Origin of the sequence: Streptomyces rapamycinicus NRRL 5491 (genome assembly GCF_024298965.1) — a bacterium.
Classification (GTDB): domain Bacteria; phylum Actinomycetota; class Actinomycetes; order Streptomycetales; family Streptomycetaceae; genus Streptomyces; species Streptomyces rapamycinicus.
The window spans coordinates 5,389,073-5,407,756 of sequence record NZ_CP085193.1 but is presented as its reverse complement, the minus strand read 5'-3'; the positions used below and the strand labels follow the sequence as shown (position 1 = coordinate 5,407,756).

At 72.3% G+C, this 18,684-nt stretch carries 16 protein-coding genes; 8 read left to right on the top strand and 8 right to left on the bottom strand.

Features of this window, described 5'->3' with window-relative positions:
* Nucleotides 1-124 precede the first annotated feature (124 nt).
* The 8 genes from rarD to LIV37_RS22200 form a co-directional block, all read right to left on the bottom strand.
* Nucleotides 125-1,141 (bottom strand): EamA family transporter RarD, encoded by a 1,017-nt coding sequence (rarD, locus tag LIV37_RS22235; RefSeq protein WP_020869359.1) that lies wholly within the window; start codon nucleotides 1,139-1,141, stop codon nucleotides 125-127.
* A gap of 137 nt (nucleotides 1,142-1,278) precedes the next feature.
* Entirely contained in the window at nucleotides 1,279-2,136 is an 858-nt protein-coding gene (locus LIV37_RS22230) for an SDR family oxidoreductase (RefSeq protein ID WP_020869358.1), read from the bottom strand.
* A gap of 89 nt (nucleotides 2,137-2,225) precedes the next feature.
* Nucleotides 2,226-4,259, bottom strand: a complete 2,034-nt coding sequence (locus tag LIV37_RS22225) for an APC family permease (protein ID WP_020869357.1) — start codon at nucleotides 4,257-4,259, stop codon at nucleotides 2,226-2,228.
* 105 nt (nucleotides 4,260-4,364) lie between these two features.
* On the bottom strand, nucleotides 4,365-5,447 hold the full coding sequence (locus LIV37_RS22220; protein WP_020869356.1) for a 2-oxoacid:ferredoxin oxidoreductase subunit beta: 1,083 nt from the start codon (nucleotides 5,445-5,447) through the stop codon (nucleotides 4,365-4,367).
* Nucleotides 5,440-7,392, bottom strand: a complete 1,953-nt coding sequence (locus LIV37_RS22215) for a 2-oxoacid:acceptor oxidoreductase subunit alpha (protein WP_020869355.1) — start codon at nucleotides 7,390-7,392, stop codon at nucleotides 5,440-5,442. The genes LIV37_RS22220 and LIV37_RS22215 overlap by 8 nt, the downstream gene beginning before the upstream one ends.
* A 251-nt stretch (nucleotides 7,393-7,643) precedes the next feature.
* Entirely contained in the window at nucleotides 7,644-8,357 is a 714-nt protein-coding gene (locus LIV37_RS22210; RefSeq protein ID WP_167525802.1) for a response regulator transcription factor, read from the bottom strand.
* 160 nt (nucleotides 8,358-8,517) lie between these two features.
* Nucleotides 8,518-9,864: a sensor histidine kinase gene (locus LIV37_RS22205; RefSeq protein ID WP_020869353.1), complete on the bottom strand. Its 1,347-nt coding sequence runs from the start codon at nucleotides 9,862-9,864 to the stop codon at nucleotides 8,518-8,520.
* A 178-nt stretch (nucleotides 9,865-10,042) separates the two neighbouring features.
* Nucleotides 10,043-11,314, bottom strand: a complete 1,272-nt coding sequence (locus tag LIV37_RS22200) for a sensor histidine kinase (protein ID WP_020869352.1) — start codon at nucleotides 11,312-11,314, stop codon at nucleotides 10,043-10,045.
* 180 nt (nucleotides 11,315-11,494) lie between these two features.
* On the opposite strand from LIV37_RS22200, the gene LIV37_RS22195 reads away from it, so the two are divergent.
* The 8 genes from LIV37_RS22195 to LIV37_RS22160 are packed head-to-tail and all read left to right on the top strand — an operon-like array spanning nucleotide 11,495 to nucleotide 18,681.
* Nucleotides 11,495-11,917: an NADH-quinone oxidoreductase subunit A gene (locus LIV37_RS22195; RefSeq protein WP_020869351.1), complete on the top strand. Its 423-nt coding sequence runs from the start codon at nucleotides 11,495-11,497 to the stop codon at nucleotides 11,915-11,917.
* Nucleotides 11,887-12,570, top strand: a complete 684-nt coding sequence (locus LIV37_RS22190) for an NADH-quinone oxidoreductase subunit B (protein ID WP_214663041.1) — start codon at nucleotides 11,887-11,889, stop codon at nucleotides 12,568-12,570. The genes LIV37_RS22195 and LIV37_RS22190 overlap by 31 nt, the downstream gene beginning before the upstream one ends.
* Nucleotides 12,567-14,075 carry an NADH-quinone oxidoreductase subunit C gene (locus LIV37_RS22185; protein WP_121824640.1) on the top strand — a complete coding sequence of 503 codons (1,509 nt, stop codon included), beginning with the start codon at nucleotides 12,567-12,569 and terminating at the stop codon, nucleotides 14,073-14,075. Before LIV37_RS22190 ends, LIV37_RS22185 begins: the two co-directional genes overlap by 4 nt.
* On the top strand, nucleotides 14,072-15,037 hold the full coding sequence (locus tag LIV37_RS22180; protein WP_020869349.1) for a complex I subunit 1/NuoH family protein: 966 nt from the start codon (nucleotides 14,072-14,074) through the stop codon (nucleotides 15,035-15,037). The genes LIV37_RS22185 and LIV37_RS22180 overlap by 4 nt, the downstream gene beginning before the upstream one ends.
* Nucleotides 15,037-15,666, top strand: coding sequence for a NuoI/complex I 23 kDa subunit family protein (locus LIV37_RS22175; RefSeq protein WP_020869348.1), 630 nt, complete (start codon nucleotides 15,037-15,039; stop codon nucleotides 15,664-15,666). Before LIV37_RS22180 ends, LIV37_RS22175 begins: the two co-directional genes overlap by 1 nt.
* Nucleotides 15,663-16,277 (top strand): NADH-quinone oxidoreductase subunit J family protein, encoded by a 615-nt coding sequence (locus LIV37_RS22170; RefSeq protein ID WP_121824641.1) that lies wholly within the window; start codon nucleotides 15,663-15,665, stop codon nucleotides 16,275-16,277. Before LIV37_RS22175 ends, LIV37_RS22170 begins: the two co-directional genes overlap by 4 nt.
* Nucleotides 16,277-16,678: an NADH-quinone oxidoreductase subunit NuoK gene (nuoK, locus tag LIV37_RS22165; RefSeq protein ID WP_020869346.1), complete on the top strand. Its 402-nt coding sequence runs from the start codon at nucleotides 16,277-16,279 to the stop codon at nucleotides 16,676-16,678. The genes LIV37_RS22170 and nuoK overlap by 1 nt, the downstream gene beginning before the upstream one ends.
* Entirely contained in the window at nucleotides 16,675-18,681 is a 2,007-nt protein-coding gene (locus tag LIV37_RS22160; RefSeq protein WP_020869345.1) for an NADH-quinone oxidoreductase subunit 5 family protein, read from the top strand. Before nuoK ends, LIV37_RS22160 begins: the two co-directional genes overlap by 4 nt.
* The last annotated feature ends 3 nt before the right edge of the window (nucleotides 18,682-18,684 follow it).

Sequence of the window (18,684 nt, the reverse complement as noted above, 5' to 3'; positions counted from 1 at the left end):
CCGAACGGTGACAGGACGGAATGACGTGACGCTGTGTGGTGCACGTGCCCGTGGGGCGGTGGAGCGGTGAACGTGCTGATGCTCCGGGCGTGGCTGACTCCGCGTCAAGGGCGGAAACCGGACATCACCCGCCGGATATCGATCCCGGCCGGAGGTCGGACACCGCGGCGTCTGGAACCGCGTCGGCCTCCACTGTCGCCGACACCACCTCCGCCCGCGCGGCGGCGTCGGCCAGCGCCCGCCGCGCCCGCCGGGCGGTGCGCAGCGCGTCCCAGGTCAGCAGCGCGAGCGCGAGCCAGACGAGGGCGAAGCCCGCCCACCGTTCGGGTGGCATCGACTCGTGGAAGACGGCGAGCCCGAGGGCGAACTGGAAGGTCGGCGCCACGTACTGGAGCATCCCGAGCGTCGACAGCGGCAGCCGCACCGCCGAGGCCCCGAAGCAGATCAGCGGCAGCGCCGTGACGAAGCCGCAGCTCGCCAGCAGCGCGGCGTGCCCGGCGCCCTCGCGTCCGAACGTGCTGCCGCCGTGCGCCCCGAGCCAGATCAGGAAGCCGAGCGCGGGCAGGAACTGTACGGCGGTCTCGGCGGCCAGCGACTCCAGCCCGTCGAGACCGACCCGCTTCTTGGCCAGCCCGTACGTCGCGAAGCTGAAGGCGAGGGTGAGCGCGATCCACGGCGGCTTGCCGTAGCCGACCGTCAGCACGGCCACGGCCACCACCCCGACGCCGACCGCCGCCCACTGCGCGGGCCGCAGCCGCTCACGCAGCAGCAGCACCCCGAAGGCGATGCTGACCAGCGGGTTGATGAAGTATCCGAGCGCGGTCTCCACCACATGCCCGCTGTTGACGCCCCAGATGTACAGACCCCAGTTGACCGAGATCACGGTCGCGGCGAGCGCGATCATGCCCAGCCGCCGGGGCTGCCGCAGCAGCGGCCGTATCCAGCTCCAGCGGCGCAGCGCCAGCAGCACCAGACCGACGGCCGCCAGCGACCACACCATCCGGTGGGCGAGGATCTCCATCGCCGCGGCGGGCTCCAGCAGCGGCCAGAAGAGCGGCACCAGACCCCAGATGCCGTATGCCGCGAAGCCGTAGAGGAGACCGGCGCGATCGACGCGGTCCTGCTGGTCCTGCGGCGTCACGGCGCCCTCCCCGACGGCATGACGAACCCCCGGCGGGCCCGTTCCGAGGGTCCGAAGGTAGCGCTGGTGAGGCCCGCCTGTCATTCCCGTATCGGAATACGGTGATGACAGGTGGGCCGTGGTGCGTACGGGGCGGGTCAGCCCTTCAGCGCGGCCGCCACCGAGTCCGCGATGGGCGTGGTCGGACGGCCTGTGAGCCGGGACAGCTCACCCGGGGTGGCGTCCAGCCGGCCGCGTGCGATGGCCGCCTCGACATCGGAGAGGATCACGGCGAGCGGCTCGGGGACGCCCGCGCCGGTGAGGATGGACTGGTACTCGGCCGCGGAGACGGCGCCGTAGACGATCTCCTTGCCGGACTGCCGGGCGACCACCTCGGCGTACTCGGCGAAGCCCCAGGCGGTGTCGCCGGACAGCTCGTACGCCTTGCCCTCGTGGCCCTCACCGGTCAGTACGGCGACGGCGGCCGCCGCGTAGTCGGCGCGCGCGGCGGAGGCGACCCGGCCCTCGCCCGCGGCGCCCACGACGGCGCCGTGCTCCAGGACGGTGGCGAGGTTGTCGGTGTAGTTCTCGTTGTACCAGCCGTTGCGCAGCAGCACGTACGGCAGACCGGAGCCGGTGATCGCCTGCTCGGTGACCTTGTGCTCATCGGCCAGGGAGAAGTCGGCGGCGGGGCCGCCCAGGATGCTGGTGTAGGCGAGCAGCGCGACACCGGCCTCCTTGGCCGCGTCGATCACGGCCTGGTGCTGCGGCACCCGCTGCCCGACCTCGCTGCCGGAGATCAGCAGCACCTTGTCCCCGGCGGCGAAGGCGCCGGGGAGCGTCTCGGGCCGGTTGTAGTCGGCCACATGCAGCCGCACCCCGCGGTCGGCGAGGTCGGCGGCCTTCGCGGTGTCGCGCACGACCGCGGTTATCCGGTCGGCGGGAACCTTCTCCAGCAGCCCCTCGACGACGAGGCGGCCGAGATGGCCGGTGGCTCCGGTGACGACGATGCTCATATGCGTGACTCTCCTGGTTCGGGATCGGCACACCCACCTTAAGGGAAGCGCTAACCAATAGAAAGGTACTTCCGGTTAAGTAAGTGTGTTCATTCGGCGTCGGGCCGCTCCCCGGGCCCTCGCTCCCGGGCCTCCCGCTCCCCGGGCCCCCGCTCCCCTGGCTCCCGCGGGTCCCGCTCCCGTGCCGCGAGGCTGACGGTGAACGGCAGGATGGTCACCGCGACCCCCGGCAGCCGCTCCAGCGCCTTGGCCAGCGACTCCGCCGTGCCCCGGTGCAGCAGCTTGCCCAGCGGGGAGGCGTAGGTGCGGCGCGGCACCAGCAGGGTCAGCGCGGTCCGCCCGTCCTCGGTGGTACGGGCCGCCAGCTCCATCACCGCGTGGCGCAGCCGCCGGTCCGGGCACTCCACGACCTCCAGCGGCACCGTCACCCCCGCCGTGGCCTCCCACCGCGCCATCAGCCGCCGGGCGTGGGTCTCGTCCACCATGAAGTGCACCGCGCGGACCTCGTCGGGCCGCAGCTCATGCGCGTACCGCAGCGCCTTGACCGTCGCGAGGTCGATGCTGTCCGCCAGGACGAAGACCACATGGCGCCGCCAGCGCGGAACGTCGTCCCCGGGCCGCTCCACCGCCTCCAGGGCGGCCGCCTCCGCGCGGTACTCGCGGTTGATCCGGATCAGCGCCCAGACCCCCAGCGGGAAGACCACCACGACCAGCCAGGCGCCCTCGGTGAACTTGGTGATCCCGAAGATCAGCACCACGGCGGCGGAGACCACCGCGGTGATGAGGTTCACCGCGACCTTCCATGTCCGCCCCGGCTCCCGGCGCCGCAGGTGATAGGCCGTCATCCCGGACCCGGCCATGGTGAAGGCGGTGAACACCCCGATCGCGTACAGCGCCACCAGCCGGTCCACATTGGCCTCGGTGACCACCAGCAGCGCCAGCGCCACCACGGCCAGCGACACGATCCCGTTGGAGAAGGCCAGCCGGTGGCCGCGCCGGGTCAGCTGCCGGGGCAGAAAGCGGTCCTCGGCCACGAAGCTGGCCAGGAACGGGAAGCCGGTGAAGGGCGTGTTGGCGCCCGTGTAGAGGATGAGCGCGGTCGCCAGCTGGACGAACGCCAGCCCCAGGGCGCCCAGCACCCCGCCGCCGAAGACCAGATGGGCCTCCTGCGCGAGGACGGTCGGGGTGCCGTCCCGGTACGGGATGGCGTGGGTGAAGTGGGCCAGGGCGGATACCCCGAGGACCAGCGTGCCCAGGACGCAGCTCATCGTGACCAGCGTGCGGCGGGCGTTGCGGCCCTTGGGGTCGCGGAAGACCGAGACGCTGTTGGAGATCGCCTCCAGACCGGTCAGCGAGGAGCCGCCGTTGGCGAACGAGCGCAGCACGATGAAGAGCGCGGCGCCGTAGAGCCAGCCGCTGCCCGGAGTGCCGAGGTGCACGGCGCCCGCGGCGTGCACATCGGCGTGCGGCAGCGTCCCGGTGAGTCCGCGGACCACGCCGACCACCAGCATCAGGCCGACGGCGAGGATGAACAGGTAGGCGGGCACCATGAAGACCCGCCCGGCTTCCCGCAGCCCACGCAGATTGCCGTAGGCGAGGATCAGGATCACCAGGGCGCTGAGCGGCAGTTGGAGATGGTCGATACCGGTCCAGGTGCCGCCGACGAGATGGGCGAACGAGATGATCGCGTTGGTGCCCGCCGAGACCTGGACCGCGACGGTGACGATGTAGTCCACCAGCAGCGCCACGGACGCGATCTGGGCGATGTCCGGACCGAAGTTCTCCCGAGCCACCACATACGAGCCGCCCGCCCGGGTGTAGATCATCACCACATCGCTGTAGCAGAGCGTGACCACCAGCAGCACCAGCAGGATCGCCCCGGTCACCGGGAGGATCATGGTGAACGCCGCGACCCCGATGACCGGCACCAGCACCCGCAGCATCTCCTCGCTGCCGTACGCCGTCGAGGAGATGCAGTCGGAGGCCAGCACGCCCAGCGCGGCCGGGTTGCTCAGCTTCTCGCGCCGGATCCGCTCGGTGACCAGGGGCGGGCCGAGCAGCAGCCGCTTGAGGCGGTAGCCGGGGCGGTCGGGCGGCTGGAGCGGGGCGGCGGTGTCGGCCATGCGGATAGCAGAGCGGGTGCCCGGCCGGGGCGCGGTCAGACGCTCCGGCCGGGCACCCGCCTGTGCCCGTATGTACGAACGCGCCCGCTGGGCGCCTTACGGGGGTCAGCCGACGACGGTCCAGGTGTCGCCGCCCGCGAGCAGCGCGCCGAGGTCGCCCTTGCCCTTGAGCTCCACGGCGTTGTCGAGCTGGTCGGACATCTGGGTGTCGTAGACCGGGCGATCCACATCGCGCAGCACCCCGATGGGGGTGTGGTGGAGGGTGTCGGCGTCGGCGAGCCGGGTCAGTGCGAACGCCGTGGTGGGCGAGGCCGCGTGGGCGTCGTGCACCAGCACCTGGTGCTCGTTCTCGGCGGTGACGGTGACCACTTCGAGGTCGCCGGTGCGCTGGTCTCGGACGACGCCCTTGGACTGGTCCGCACCGAAGCGGATCGGCTGCCCGTGCTCCAGCCGGATCACGGCCTCCTGCGCCTGATCCTTGTCCTTCAGGGCCTCGAAGGCGCCGTCGTTGAAGATGTTGCAGTTCTGGTAGATCTCCACCAGCGCGGTGCCCGGATGGGCCGCCGCCTGCCGCAGCACCTCGGTCAGGTGCTTGCGGTCGGAGTCGACGGTACGGGCCACGAAGCCCGCCTCGGCGCCGAGCGCGAGCGACAACGGGTTGAACGGCGCGTCCAGGGAGCCCATCGGGGTCGACTTGGTGATCTTGCCGACCTCGGAGGTGGGGCTGTACTGACCCTTGGTCAGGCCGTAGATGCGGTTGTTGAAGAGCAGGATCTTCAAGTTCACATTGCGGCGCAGCGCGTGGATCAGGTGGTTGCCGCCGATCGACAGCGCGTCGCCGTCACCGGTGACGACCCACACCGACAGATCGCGGCGGGAGGCGGCCAGGCCGGTGGCGATGGCCGGGGCGCGGCCGTGGATGGAGTGCATCCCGTAGGTGTTCATGTAGTACGGGAAGCGCGAGGAGCAGCCGATGCCGGAGACGAAGACGATGTTCTCCTTCGCCAGGCCCAGTTCGGGCATGAAGCCCTGGACGGCGGCGAGGATCGCGTAGTCACCGCAGCCGGGGCACCAGCGGACCTCCTGGTCGGACTTGAAGTCCTTCATCGTCTGCTTGGTGTCGCTCTTGGGCACCAGGGAGAGCGCGTGCCGAGCCGATGCCGCGCCCTCGGCGATGGTGTCAGTCATCGATGGCCTCCTTGAGGGCGGTGGCGAGCTGTTCGGCCTTGAAGGGCAGCCCGCGGACCTGGGTGAAGGAGCGGGTGTCGACCAGATAGCGGGCGCGCAGCAGCGTCGCCAGCTGACCCAGGTTCATCTCCGGCACCACGACCTTCTCGTAACCCTCCAGCACCTTGCCGAGGTTGGCCGGGAAGGGGTTGAGATGGCGCAGATGGGCCTGGGCGATCCGGTCGCCCGCGGTGCGGACGCGGCGCACCGCCGCGGTGATCGGGCCGTAGGTGGAACCCCACCCCAGGACCAGGGTGCGGGCGTCGCCGGTCGGGTCGTCCACCTCGATGTCCGGCACCGCGATGCCGTCCACCTTGGCCTGGCGGATGCGGACCATATGGTCGTGGTTGGCCGGGTCGTAGGAGATGTTCCCCGTGCCGTCCTGCTTCTCGATGCCGCCGATCCGGTGCTCCAGACCGGGCGTTCCGGGCACGGCCCAGGGGCGGGCCAGGGTCTCCGGGTCGCGCTTGTACGGCCAGAAGACCTCGGTGCCGTCGGCGAGTGTGTGGTTGGGGCCGGCCGCGAACTGGACGCGAAGGTCGGGCAGCTCGTCGACGTCCGGCACCCGCCAGGGCTCCGAGCCGTTGGCCAGATAGCCGTCCGACAGCAGGAACACCGGGGTGCGGTAGGCCAGGGCGATCCGGGCGGCGTCGATCGCGGCGTCGAAGCAGTCGGCCGGGGTCTTCGGGGCCACGATCGGCACCGGGGCCTCGCCGTTGCGCCCGTACATGGCCTGCAGCAGGTCCGCCTGCTCGGTCTTGGTGGGCAGTCCGGTGGAGGGGCCGCCGCGCTGGATGTCGATCACCAGCAGCGGCAGTTCCAGCGACACCGCGAGCCCGATGGTCTCCGACTTCAGCGCGACACCGGGGCCGGAGGTGGTGGTCACGGCGAGGGAGCCGCCGAAGGCCGCGCCCAGCGCGGCGCCGATCCCGGCGATCTCGTCCTCGGCCTGGAAGCTGCGCACGCCGAAGTTCTTGTGCTTGGACAGCTCGTGCAGGATGTCCGAGGCCGGGGTGATCGGGTACGACCCCAGGAACAGCGGCAGGTCCGCCTGGCGGGAGGCCGCGATCAGCCCGTACGACAGCGCCAGGTTCCCGGAGATGTTCCGGTAGGTGCCGGTGGGGAACGCGGTGGTGGCCGGGGCGACCTCGTAGGAGACCGCGAAGTCCTCGGTGGTCTCGCCGAAGTTCCAGCCCGCCCGGAAGGCGGCCACGTTCGCCTCGGCGATCTGCGGCTTCTTGGCGAACTTCTGGCGCAGGAACTTCTCGGTGTTCTCGGTCGGCCGGTGGTACATCCACGACAGCAGCCCGAGCGCGAACATGTTCTTGCTGCGCTCGGCCTCCTTGCGGGAGAGCCCGAATTCCTTCAGCGCCTCGATGGTCAGCGTGGTGAGCGGCACCGGGTGGACGCGGTAGCCGTCCAGTGAGCCGTCCTCCAGAGGGCTTTGGTCGTAGCCGACCTTGGCCATGGGGCGCTTGGTGAACTCGTCGGTGTTGACGATGATTTCCGCCCCGCGCGGCACATCGGGGAGGTTGGCCTTCAGCGCGGCCGGGTTCATCGCCACCAGTACGTTCGGCGCGTCACCCGGTGTGAGGATGTCGTGATCGGCGAAGTGGAGCTGGAAGCTCGACACTCCGGGCAGGGTGCCGGCGGGGGCGCGGATCTCCGCCGGGAAGTTCGGCAGGGTCGACAGGTCGTTTCCGAACGACGCCGTCTCCGAGGTGAACCGGTCACCGGTGAGCTGCATACCGTCACCGGAGTCCCCCGCGAACCGGATGATCACCCGGTCCAGACGGCGGACCTCCTTGCCACCGTCTGCTGATCGCTGTCCCCCGGCGGGCGTCTGCCCGCCCTGCTGATCGGCTGGTTCGGCCTGCTCGGCCGGGCTGCTGACCTGGCTGGTCACTGCTTCGGACCTCCCTTGAGGCGGCGCTCCTGGACAGTCGGTGCCGACCGGTTGTTGTCCCACGACCATCGTACGTCGGTAAGGGTGGCCTTCCTTGGCCGGATCACATGGTGGACGCCGAAAGAAGAACCATATATGTCCTGGTTTGGCACGACGTGTCCCTCCCCCCGTGCTGTCATTTCCGCTGATCCCCCGTTCAGCCTTTGGCCCCGCATTGGCGCGCGGGAGTCTGCTTTCAGGAATTGAGAGTCTCAGGAATTGAGATAGGTGAGGACGGCGAGCACCCGACGGTGATCCCCGTCACTCGGCGACAGGCCGAGCTTCAGGAAGATGTTGCTCACATGCTTCTCGACCGCGCCGTCGCTCACCACGAGCTGCCGGGCGATGGCCGAATTGGTACGGCCCTCCGCCATCAGCCCCAGGACCTCCCGCTCCCTCGGGGTGAGCCCGGCCAGCACATCCTGCTTGCGGCTGCGGCCCAGCAGCTGGGCGACCACCTCCGGGTCGAGCGCCGTGCCGCCCCGGGCGACCCGCACCACCGCGTCCACGAACTCGCGCACCTCGGCCACCCGGTCCTTGAGCAGATAGCCCACGCCCCGGCTGCTCCCGGCGAGCAACTCGGTGGCGTACTGCTCCTCCACGTACTGCGACAGGACCAGCACCGCCAGGCCAGGGTGGTCGCGGCGCAGCCGGACGGCCGCCCGGACCCCCTCGTCGGTGTGCGTGGGCGGCATCCGGACGTCGGCCACCACCACATCCGGTGGCGCGCCCTCGTCGGCCAGCTCCCGCACCGACTTGATCAGCGCTTCCGCGTCCCCGACGCCCGCGACCACGTCATGGCCCCGGTCGGTCAGCAGCCGGGTCAGCCCCTCCCGCAGCAGCACCGAATCCTCGGCGATGACCACCCGTACTCTGTCCGCCACGATGCTCGGCCCCCGTTTCGCTCGGTTCGTCGGGACCAGCATCCCAGGGTTCGGCCGCTCGCGTCGCGCAGAACCGGCCGCGTACGGGCCGCGTACAAGTGGAGGGGTGTGCGCCGCCGGCGCCAGGGTCGTGCGTCATCGGTGCCAGGGTCGTACGCCGCCGGCGCCAGAGTCGTGCGCCGTCAGGCCGAGGTCGTGTGCCTCAGCGCCAGGGGAGCTCGGCGGTCACCGTGGTCGGGCCGCCCGCCGGGGAGTGGACCACGAGGACTCCGTCCACCGCGTCGATCCGCTCGGCCAGTCCGGCGAGACCCGAACCGGTGGAGGTGTCGGCCCCGCCCCGCCCGTCGTCCGTGATCTGGATCAGCAGCCGGTCCTCGGTGCGCCAGACGTCGACCTCGGCGGTACGGGCCCCGCTGTGCTTGCTGATGTTCTGCAGCAGCTCGGAGACGGTGAAGTAGACGATGCCCTCGATCGCGGGCGCGGGCCGCTGCGGAAGGTCCACGGTCGCCTTCACCGGGACGGTGCAGCGGGCGGCGAGCGCGGAGAGGGCGGGGTCGAGGCCGCGGTCGGTGAGGATGGCGGGGTGGATGCCGCGGGCGAGGTCGCGCAGTTCCTGGAGGGCGAGCTTCACCTCGCCGTGGGCCTCGTCGACCATCTTGGCGGCGGCCTCCGGGTCCTCCTCCAGCTTCTCCTTCGCCAGGCCCAGATCCATGGCGAGGGCGACCAGCCGGGCCTGGGCGCCGTCGTGGAGGTCGCGTTCGATCCGGCGCAGATCGGCGGAGGCGGTGTCCACCACCGTCCCCCGGTCCGACTCCAGCTCCCAGACCCGGCTCGCCAGCCGGGACGGGCCGAGCAGCCCGGTCACCATGATCCGGTCGACCGAGGTCAGCGCCCGCATGATCCACGGGGTCAGCAGCAGCACCAGCACCCCGGCGGCACAGGCCGCGCCGACCTCGAACGGGGTGTCCAGATAGAAGTGGCGTCCGCGCTCGTCATCCCCGAAGAGCTCCAGGCCCGGCTCGTCCAGGTACCGGGGGAAGACCCAGCGCCACAGCGGATAGGTCGCGAAGCCCCAGCCGTAGAAGGTGAACGCCACCGCGAAGCCGAAGGAGAGCACCGCCCACGGCAGATGGATCAGCGCGTAGATCACATGCCGCCAGGAGGTGCCGCTCCTGAGCAGCGCGCCCACCCAGGCGACCGGTCCGCGCCTGCCCCCGCGGCCGCCCCTCCGGCCGAGCACCGGCTCGGGCTCGGCCACCTCCAGCCCCAGCAGCGCCCGGGCGCGGGCCCGCTCGACGACGCCGAGCGCCCGGCAGCCCGCGAGGGCGGCGCCGAGCACCGGGACGCCGAGGAAGGTGATCAGCAGCCCGGCGCCGAGCGCGATCATCGTGACCGTGTAGACGAAGGTGAGGATGGCCATCGGCAGGCTGATCAGGACATAGAGGAACTCACGCCACACGCGGCCCTGGAACGGCGCCTTCAGCACTGCGGGCACCAGCTGGCCACGGGGCTCGGTCCCCGGCTCGTAGGGGCGGTATGCGGTGGCCATCGTCTCGTCCGTCCTCCGGGGGCCTGATCGGTCGCGCTTCTGCGTATCCCCAAGAGTCCCGGAGCGGGCCTGGCCCGGCCATCGGGTGGGTCGGCCTCTTCACCGGGGGGTTAGCCCTACCCCGAGGGGTGCGGTCAGGACCTCGAGGGGGCAGGACCTCAAGGGGTGAGGTCAGGGGTCAGGCCCTTCGCCCGGACCGTGCCACCGCCGCGCCCGCCGCCGACCCGGTCCGGTGGCGCCAGGGCAGCTCGGCGGTCACGGCGGTCGGCCCACCGGACGGCGAGTCCACCACGAACAGCCCGTCCACCGAGCCCAGTCGCTCCGCCAGGCCCGCGAGCCCCGTGCCCCCGTCGGTGGACGCCCCGCCGCGCCCGTCGTCCCGCACCTGGATCAGCAGCCGGTCCTCGGTGCGCCACAGCTCGACCTCGGCGGTCCGGGCGCCACTGTGCTTGCTGATGTTCTGCAGCAGTTCGGAGACGGTGAAGTAGGCGATGCCCTCGATGGCCGGTGCCGGGCGTTCGGGCAGCTCGACCGACACCTTCACGGGCACGGTGCAGCGGGCCGAGAGCGCGGAGAGGGCGGGGCCGAGACCGCGGTCGGTGAGGATGGCCGGGTGGATGCCGCGGGCGAGGTCGCGCAGTTCCTGGAGGGCGAGCTTCACCTCGCCGTGGGCCTCGTCGACCATCTTCGCGGCGGCCTCCGGGTCCTCCTCCAGCTTCTCCTTCGCCAGACCGAGCCCCATGGCGAGGGCGACCAGCCGGGCCTGGGCGCCGTCGTGGAGGTCGCGTTCGATCCGGCGCAGATCGGCGGCGGCGGTGTCCACCACCGTGCCCCGGTCCGACTCCAGCTCGGCGATCCGCCGCTCCAGCTCGTCGGAGGGGAACAGCAGCCCGCGCACCATCGCCCGGTCCACATGCGTCAGCCCCCGGGCGATCCACGGCAGCACCGGCCAGGCGGCGAACAGCGAGGTCAGGGTGGTCGCGAAGGTGACCACCGACCACGGCAGCCGGATCAGGGCGTACAGCGTGGCCCGCCAGCCGACCGGGTCCCGCAGACTCGTCCACAGCCTGCCGAGGAAGCCGCTGTCCGGCTGGTACGGCAGGGGGCTGGGCTCATCGATGCGCACCGAGAGCAGCGCCCTGGCGCGGTTGCGCTCGAACCGGCCGAGCAGCCGGCTGAACCGCAGCCCCAGGGCCAGCAGGGGCAGGCCCACCACCGTGACGGCCAGTCCCAGGCCCACAGCCAGCCAGACCAGGGTGAAGACGAAGCACACGATGCCCACCAGCAGATTGGCCAGGAGATACGCGATCTCCTTCCAGGTCTGCGTGGGAAAGGCGAACGCGGGCGGGCGCGGCAGCCGCTCTTCGGCGCGGCCACGGCCGCCACGGCCGCCGCCGTCGGGGCCGTCGGGGCCCTCGACGGGCCCGACGACGGGGGAACTGGAGGTCATGACAGCAAGACTGCCCGGCCCCACGGGGGCTCCGCCATGGGGCTACCCCCACCGCATGGCGGACGGGCCGCCCGGCCGGGTGGCGGCAGGGCCTAGACTTCCCGTCCGTACGGATCGTCGAACACGCGAGGTCGACGAGGAGCGGACAAGCACCACGAGACCAGGGAGCGAGGGGCGGACGTGCCGGAGGCGACGACCGTACGCACCACCAGCGTCACCAGCGTCCAGCTCGCGGCCGACTACTTCCACGGCTATACGGTGGTCGGACTGCTGGCGGCGATCGGCGTGATCTTCGTCGCCGTGGCCTTCGGGGCCGGACGGCTGCTGCGGCCCGTCGTGCCCACCCCCGAGAAGCTGCTGACCTACGAGTGCGGAGTGGACCCCGTGGGCGAGGGCTGGGCCCACACCCAGGTCCGCTACTACGTCTACGCTTTTCTGTATGTGATTTTCGCCGTGGACTCGATCTTCTTGTTCCCGTGGGCGACGGTCTTCGCGGCGCCCGGCTTCGGGGCCGCCACGCTGGTGGAGATGTTCGTCTTCCTCGGGTTCCTCGCCGTAGGTCTGCTGTACGCATGGAAGAAGGGCGTCCTGGAGTGGACGTGACACCCAACCCGACGCCGACGACGGCCTCCGGGCCGCCGGCCCCCGCGCCCGCCCCGGTGGACCTGCCGGAGCCGCGCCGCCTCGGCACGCTGGCCCGGCTGGCCCCCGAGCCGATGAAGGTGGTCCTGAACTGGGGCCGCCGCTACAGCCTGTGGGTCTTCAACTTCGGGCTCGCCTGCTGCGCGATCGAATTCATCGCGGCGTCGATGGCCCGCCACGACTTCATCCGGCTCGGCGTGATCCCCTTCGCGCCGGGGCCGCGCCAGGCCGACCTGATGGTCGTCTCCGGCACGGTCACGGACAAGATGGCGCCCGCGGTGAAGCGGCTGTACGAGCAGATGCCGGAGCCGAAGTACGTGATCTCCTTCGGAGCCTGCTCGAACTGCGGCGGCCCCTACTGGGACTCGTACGCCGTGACCAAGGGCGTCGACCAGATCATCCCCGTCGACGTCTACGTCCCCGGCTGCCCGCCCCGGCCCGAGGCGCTGCTCCAGGGCATCCTCAAGCTCCAGGAGAAGATCGCCCGCGAGTCGCTGGGCGAGCGCTACGGAAATTCCGGGCCCGGCGCCGCGTCTACGGCCGCGGGCCGTCCGTCGGCGGCCGCGCTGCGCAGCGGGCTGGTCACGCCTCCGGGACGGGAAGACACCCGATGACCGAGCGCAACGAGGCCAACGAGCCGAGGAACGAGACGGCGGGGCCGAGCGAGACGGCGGGGCGGAGCGGCGCGGCGGAGGTCACGGAGGCCGACGTCCCCGAGGTCTCCGAGGTGGAGCCCGCGGCTGAGGCCGCGCCGCCCGTGGGCTGGCTGCCGCGTTCCGCCGCCGAGCTGTTCGGCGTGGGTGCCACGGCGGAGGAGGCGTACGGCCTGCTGACCGTCGACGTGCCCACCGACTCCTGGATCGCGGCGCTGGAGACGGCCCGCGACACCCTCGGCTGCACCTACTTCGACTGGCTGAGCGCGGTCGACGAGCCGGGCACCGGCTTCCGGGTGGCCGCGCGCGTCGTCGCCCTGGGAGCCCCCGGGGCCACGCCCGGGCCCGGGCCCGGGGCCGGACTCGCGGTGCGCGGTCTGCTGGTGCGCACGACCGTGCCGCACGAGGCCCCCGCGCTGCCGACCGCGACCGGCGTCTACGCCGGGGCCGCCTGGCATGAGCGCGAGACCCACGAGATGTTCGGCATCGGCTTCCCCGGCCACCCCGGGCTCGCACCGCTGCTGCTCCCCGACGGCTTCGAGGGGCATCCGCTGCGCAAGGACTTCGTACTGGCGGCCCGGGTCGTCAAGGCATGGCCGGGCGCGAAGGAGCCGGGGGAGTCCGGACACGGCGGCCCCAAGCGGCGGCAGATGCTGCCGCCGGGCGTCCCCGACCCCAACGAGTGGGGCCCGCTCAAGGGCCAGCTGCCCCCTGCCCCGGCCCGCCCGGCGCGCGGTGCCCGTGCGGCGGGCGCCGCCGCGGGCGAGCGCCCCGCCCGCCGCACCCGCAGCGCGACGGCGGGCTCGGCGAGCCAGCGCCCGGCGGATGCGGCTGCGGAGGCTGCGGAGGACCAGACCCCGGCGGCCGAGCGCCCCGCCCGGCGTGCGCGCAGTGCGAGCCAGGGTTCGGCGAGCCAGCGCCCGGTGGAGACGGCGGACACGGCGGGGGAGGCTCCCGCCTCTGCGGCTGAGCGCCCAGCACGGCGCTCCCGTAGTGCGAGCCAGGGTTCCGCGAGCCAGCGCCCGGCGGAGACGGCGGACGCGGCGGGGGACACTCCCGCCCCGGCGGCCGAGCCTCCGGTACGGCGCTCCCGCAGCGCGGGCGAGGGCTCGGCGAGTCAGCGTCCGGCGGGTGCGGAGGCCGCGGCCGGAGCCCCGGCCACGGACGCGGCCGCTGAGCCGTCGGCCCCCGCCGAGCCGACAGCGCCCGAAGCCCCGGCCCGCCCGCGGCGTCCCGCGCCGCAGCGCCGCTCGTCCGACGCGCCCTGGCACCATGCGCGTCCCGCGCGGGGCGAGGGCGCCGAGTCCCCGGGTGAGCCGCGGGCACCGGAACCGGAAGCGGAGACCGAGGCGGCCGGAGACGGACCCGGCGCGAAACCCGAATCCGCGCCCGGCACCCCGGACGCCCCCGGCACCCCGGCCACCCCCGACGACGACACCCACGACCAGCCAGGAGGCACCGCGTGAACGACGTCCTCGACGTCGCGCTGCGACTGCTCGCCCTCCTGCTCGCCTTCCTCGTGCTGCCCCTGGTCGTGGGGCAGACCGAGCACAAGGTCATGGCCCATATGCAGGGCCGCCTCGGGCCGATGTACGCGGGCGGCTTCCACGGCTGGGCCCAGCTGGTCGCGGACGGCGTGAAGTTCGCGCAGAAGGAAGACATCGTACCGGCCGGGGCCGACCGGCGGATCTTCCAGCTCGCGCCCGCCGTCGCACTGTTGCCGTATCTCCTCGTCCTCGTCGCGATCCCGATCGGCCCCGCCGAGGGCGCGGTGGGCCAGGTCCTGGACGCGGGCATCTTCTTCGTGCTCGCCGTGATGGGCGTCGGGGTGCTGGGTTCGCTGATGGCGGGCTGGGCCTCGGCGAACAAGTTCTCCCTGCTCGGCGGCCTGCGCACGGCCGCCCAGCTCATGGCGTACGAGCTGCCGATGCTGCTCACCGCCGCCTCCGTGGCGATGGCGGCGGGCACGGTCTCGCTGCCCGGCATCCTCGACGCGTTCGAGTGGTGGTGGGTGCCGTGGCAGATCGTCGGCGGGGTGGTGTTCTTCACCGCCGGGCTCGCCGAGCTCCAGCGTCCGCCGTTCGACGCGCCGATCGCCGACTCCGAGATCATCTTCGGTGCGTACACCGAGTACACGGGCCTGCGGTTCGCGCTCTTCCTGCTCGCCGAGTACGCGGGCATCGTCGTCCTGTGCGGGCTGACCACCGTCCTCTTCCTCGGTGGCTGGCACGGTCCGTCCGCCGACGGCCTCGGCTGGCTGTGGACGTTGCTGAAGACGGGCGTCCTCGCCTTCGTCGTGATCTGGCTGCGGGTCAGCTATCCGCGGCTGCGCGAGGACCAGCTTCAGCGGTTCGCCTGGACCTGCCTCATTCCGCTCTCACTGGCCCAGATCGCCCTCACCGGCGTCGTCAAGGTGGTGATCTCCTGATGGGCATCCCCGGATCCGGTCTGGCCAAGGGCCTGGCCGTCACCCTTCGCACGATGACCCGGAAGTCGCACACCGCGCAGTATCCGGACGCGCAGCCCGAGCTGCCGCCCCGCACCCGCGGGGTGATCGGGCTGTTCGAGGAGAACTGCACGGTCTGCATGCTGTGCGCCCGCGAATGCCCGGACTGGTGCATCTATATCGACTCGCACAAGGAGACCGTGCCCCCGGCCGCCCCGGGCGGGCGCGAGCGCAGCCGCAATGTGCTGGACCGGTTCGCCATCGACTTCGCGCTGTGCATGTACTGCGGTATCTGCATCGAGGTGTGTCCTTTCGACGCGCTGTTCTGGTCGCCGGAGTTCGAGTACGCGGAGGAGGACATCCGCGATCTCACCCATGAGCGGGACAAGCTCCGCGAGTGGATGTGGACGGTGCCCGCGCCGCCCGCGCTCGACCCGCGCGCGGAGGAGCCCAAGGAGCTCGCCGCCGCCCGTAAGGCCGCCGACAAGCTCGCCGCCGCCGAGGCCGCGCAGGCCGCCGAGGCCGCGCAGGCGGAGGCCGAGCACGGATCCGGCGGAACCGACGGGACCGGCGGATCCGGCGGAACCGACGGGAACGGAGCCGCCTCGTGAGCCCTGTGGTCCACTTGGCCGCCACCGGCCACGGGTTCCTGTCGCCGACCGGAGTCGAGATCGCCTTCCTGCTGGTGGGCATCGCGACCTTCGGCGCGGCCGTCGTCACCGTCACCACCAAACAGCTGGTGCACGCCGCCCTGTGGCTGGTGGTGGCGCTCGGCGGCCTCGCCGTGGAGTACCTCCTGCTCACGGCGGAGTTCATCGCCTGGGTGCAGGTGCTGATCTACGTCGGTTCCGTCGTCGTCCTCCTCCTCTTCGGGCTGATGCTCACCAAGGCGCCCATCGGCCGCTCCCCGGACGCCGATTCGGGCAACCGCCCGGCCGCGCTCGCGGTGGCCGTGGCCGCCGCGGGCGTCCTGGTGTGGGTGGTCGTGGATGCCTTCCGGACCACCTGGATCGAGCTGGACAAGGGCGTGCAGGGCTCCACCGCCGTCTCCGGCGAAAGCCTCTTCCGCCACTGGGTGCTGCCGTTCGAGGCGCTGTCCGTGCTGCTCCTCGCCGCGCTCGTGGGCGCGATCGTCCTGTCCCGCAAGAGCGGCCAGGAAAGCGGCCCAGGTGTCGGCCACGAAAGTGGCCCACGCGCCGGCCACGGCAAGGAGAAGCGCTGATGCACCTCGCCTACCCCGCCGTGCTCGCCGTCCTCCTCTTCTGCACCGGTCTGTACGGCGTCCTCGCCCGCCGCAACGCGATCCTGATGCTGATGTCGGTCGAGCTGATGCTCAACGCCGTCAACCTCAACCTCGTCGCCTTCGACGTCTGGCTCCGCGACACCCTGCACGCGGGCCAGGCGCTGACCCTCTTCACCATCGCCATCGCCGCCGCCGAGATCGGCATCGGCCTCGCCATCGTCCTGCTCGTGTATCGCAACCGCGGCACCTCCGACGTCGACCGGCTGCGGGACCTGGCCGACCCCCCGTCGGCCGGCCAGGACCCGATGGACGACAGCATCGCAGCCCCCACTGACAACGACGCCGACCAGGCACGACGCGCCCGGAGGCAGACCGCGTGACGACCACGACCGCCGCCGTTCTCGTCCCCGTCCTGCCGTTCCTCGGCGCCGTCGCCGGGCTCCTGCTGGGCCGCCGGGCCCCCGGTTTCGTCCGCCCCCTCGCGGTGCTGCCGACCCTCGCCGCGGCCGGGCTCGCCGTGCTCGTCGCCGTGCGGCAGGGCGGCGGCACGGCCCCGCTCACCGCCGCGACCCGGCTCGCCGACACCGGCTCGGTCCCCGTCGACCTGGCCCTCCAGGTCGACGGCTTCGCCGCCCTGGTCGCGGTCCTCGTCGCCGTCGTCGCCTGCTGTGTGCAGATCTACTCGACCGGCTATCTGCGCGACGACCCCCGCTACCCCTCCTACGCCGCGCTCGTCTCCCTCTTCACCGCCGCGATGCTCCTCGTCGTCTACTCCGACGACCTGATCGTGCTGCTGGTCGGCTGGGAGATCATGGGCATCTGCTCGTACTTCCTGGTGGGCCACTACTGGGAGACCGCGGCCGCGCGCTCGGCGTCCCTGAAGGCGTTCCTGGTCACCAAGCTCGGCGACGTCCCGTTCCTGATCGGCATCTTCGCGCTCGCGGGGGACACCGGCACGTTCCGCATCAGCGAGATCCACACCCGGCTGACCTCCGGGACCGCCGGGGTGCCGCTGGACCACCCCACCCTGATCGCGCTGCTGCTGCTCGCCGGGGTCGCGGGCAAGTCAGCGCAGTTCCCGCTGCACACCTGGCTGCCGGACGCGATGGCCGGTCCCACCCCGGTCTCCGCGCTGATCCACGCGGCCACCATGGTCGCCGCCGGTGTCTATGTGGTGGCCCGGCTGCTGCCCGTCTTCGCCTCATCCGCCGCCGCGCTCGCCGTACTGGCCGCCATGGCGGCCGTGACGATGGTCGGCTCGGCGCTCGCCGCGCTCGCCCAGGACGACATCAAACGCGTCCTCGCCTATTCGACCGTCGGCCAACTCGGCTATATGACGGGCGCGCTGGCCGTCGACGACCGCGGCGCCGCCGTCTTCCACCTCATCACCCACGGCGCGTTCAAGGCGCTGCTGTTCCTCGGCGCGGGCGTGGTGATCCACGCCGCCGGCAGCAACTCCCTGGCCGCCATGTCCCGGATGAGCGGCCTCGCCCGGCGCATCCCCGACGCCTTCTGGACGATGACGGTCGCGCTGCTCGCGCTCGCCGCCATCCCGCCCTTCGCGGGCTTCTTCTCCAAGGAGGCCGTCCTCGGCGCGGCCGAGCACGCCGCCACCGGCCACACCTCCGGCGTCCCGGAGGGCGTCGGCTGGACCGTGCTCCTCGCCGGGCTGCTCACCGCGCTCCTGACCGCCGGATACGCGGCCCGGCTGTGGCTGCTCGCCTTCCGCGGCCAGGGCGAGCCCGTCCCCGACCACGGCAAGCAGCCGGTGGCCATGAACGTCGTCCTCTGGGTGCTGTTCCTCCCCACGGCCGCCCTCGGCCTCGCCTACGGCAGGCTGCCCGACTGGTTCGACGGCGAGTCCCTCACCCCGACCCTCACCACCTCCGTCCTCGGCACCGGGCTGGCCCTCGGCGGCGCCCTCGTCATGTACGGCGCCTGGCGGCACAGCTCGGCGCGGGCCCGCCGGGTCCCGCTCGGCGCGGTGGCCGCCCACCCCGAGGCCGCCGACGCCGTCTCCGAGGCCGAGGCCATCGCCACCCACGAGGCCGCCTACGGCTCCATCGCGGGCGCCAGCGACCCCGCCGACCCCGGGCGGCTGCTCCTGGGCCCGCTGCACCGCCACGCGGCCGTCGGCTTCCACCTCGACGCCCTCTACAGCGCGCTGTTCGTCCGGCCCGTGCGGGCCGCCGCCCGGCTCGTCCACTTCCTCGACCGCGAGGTCGTGGAGACGTACGTACGCGGCGCGGGCGGTGCGCCCCGGCTGCTCGGCGCGGCCGTCCGCCGCGCCCAGACCGGCAATGTGCAGACCTACCTCGGCGCGCTGCTCGCGGGCTCCCTCGTCCTGGCCGTGGCCGCCGTCCTCGTCGCAGCGGGAGCCTGACCC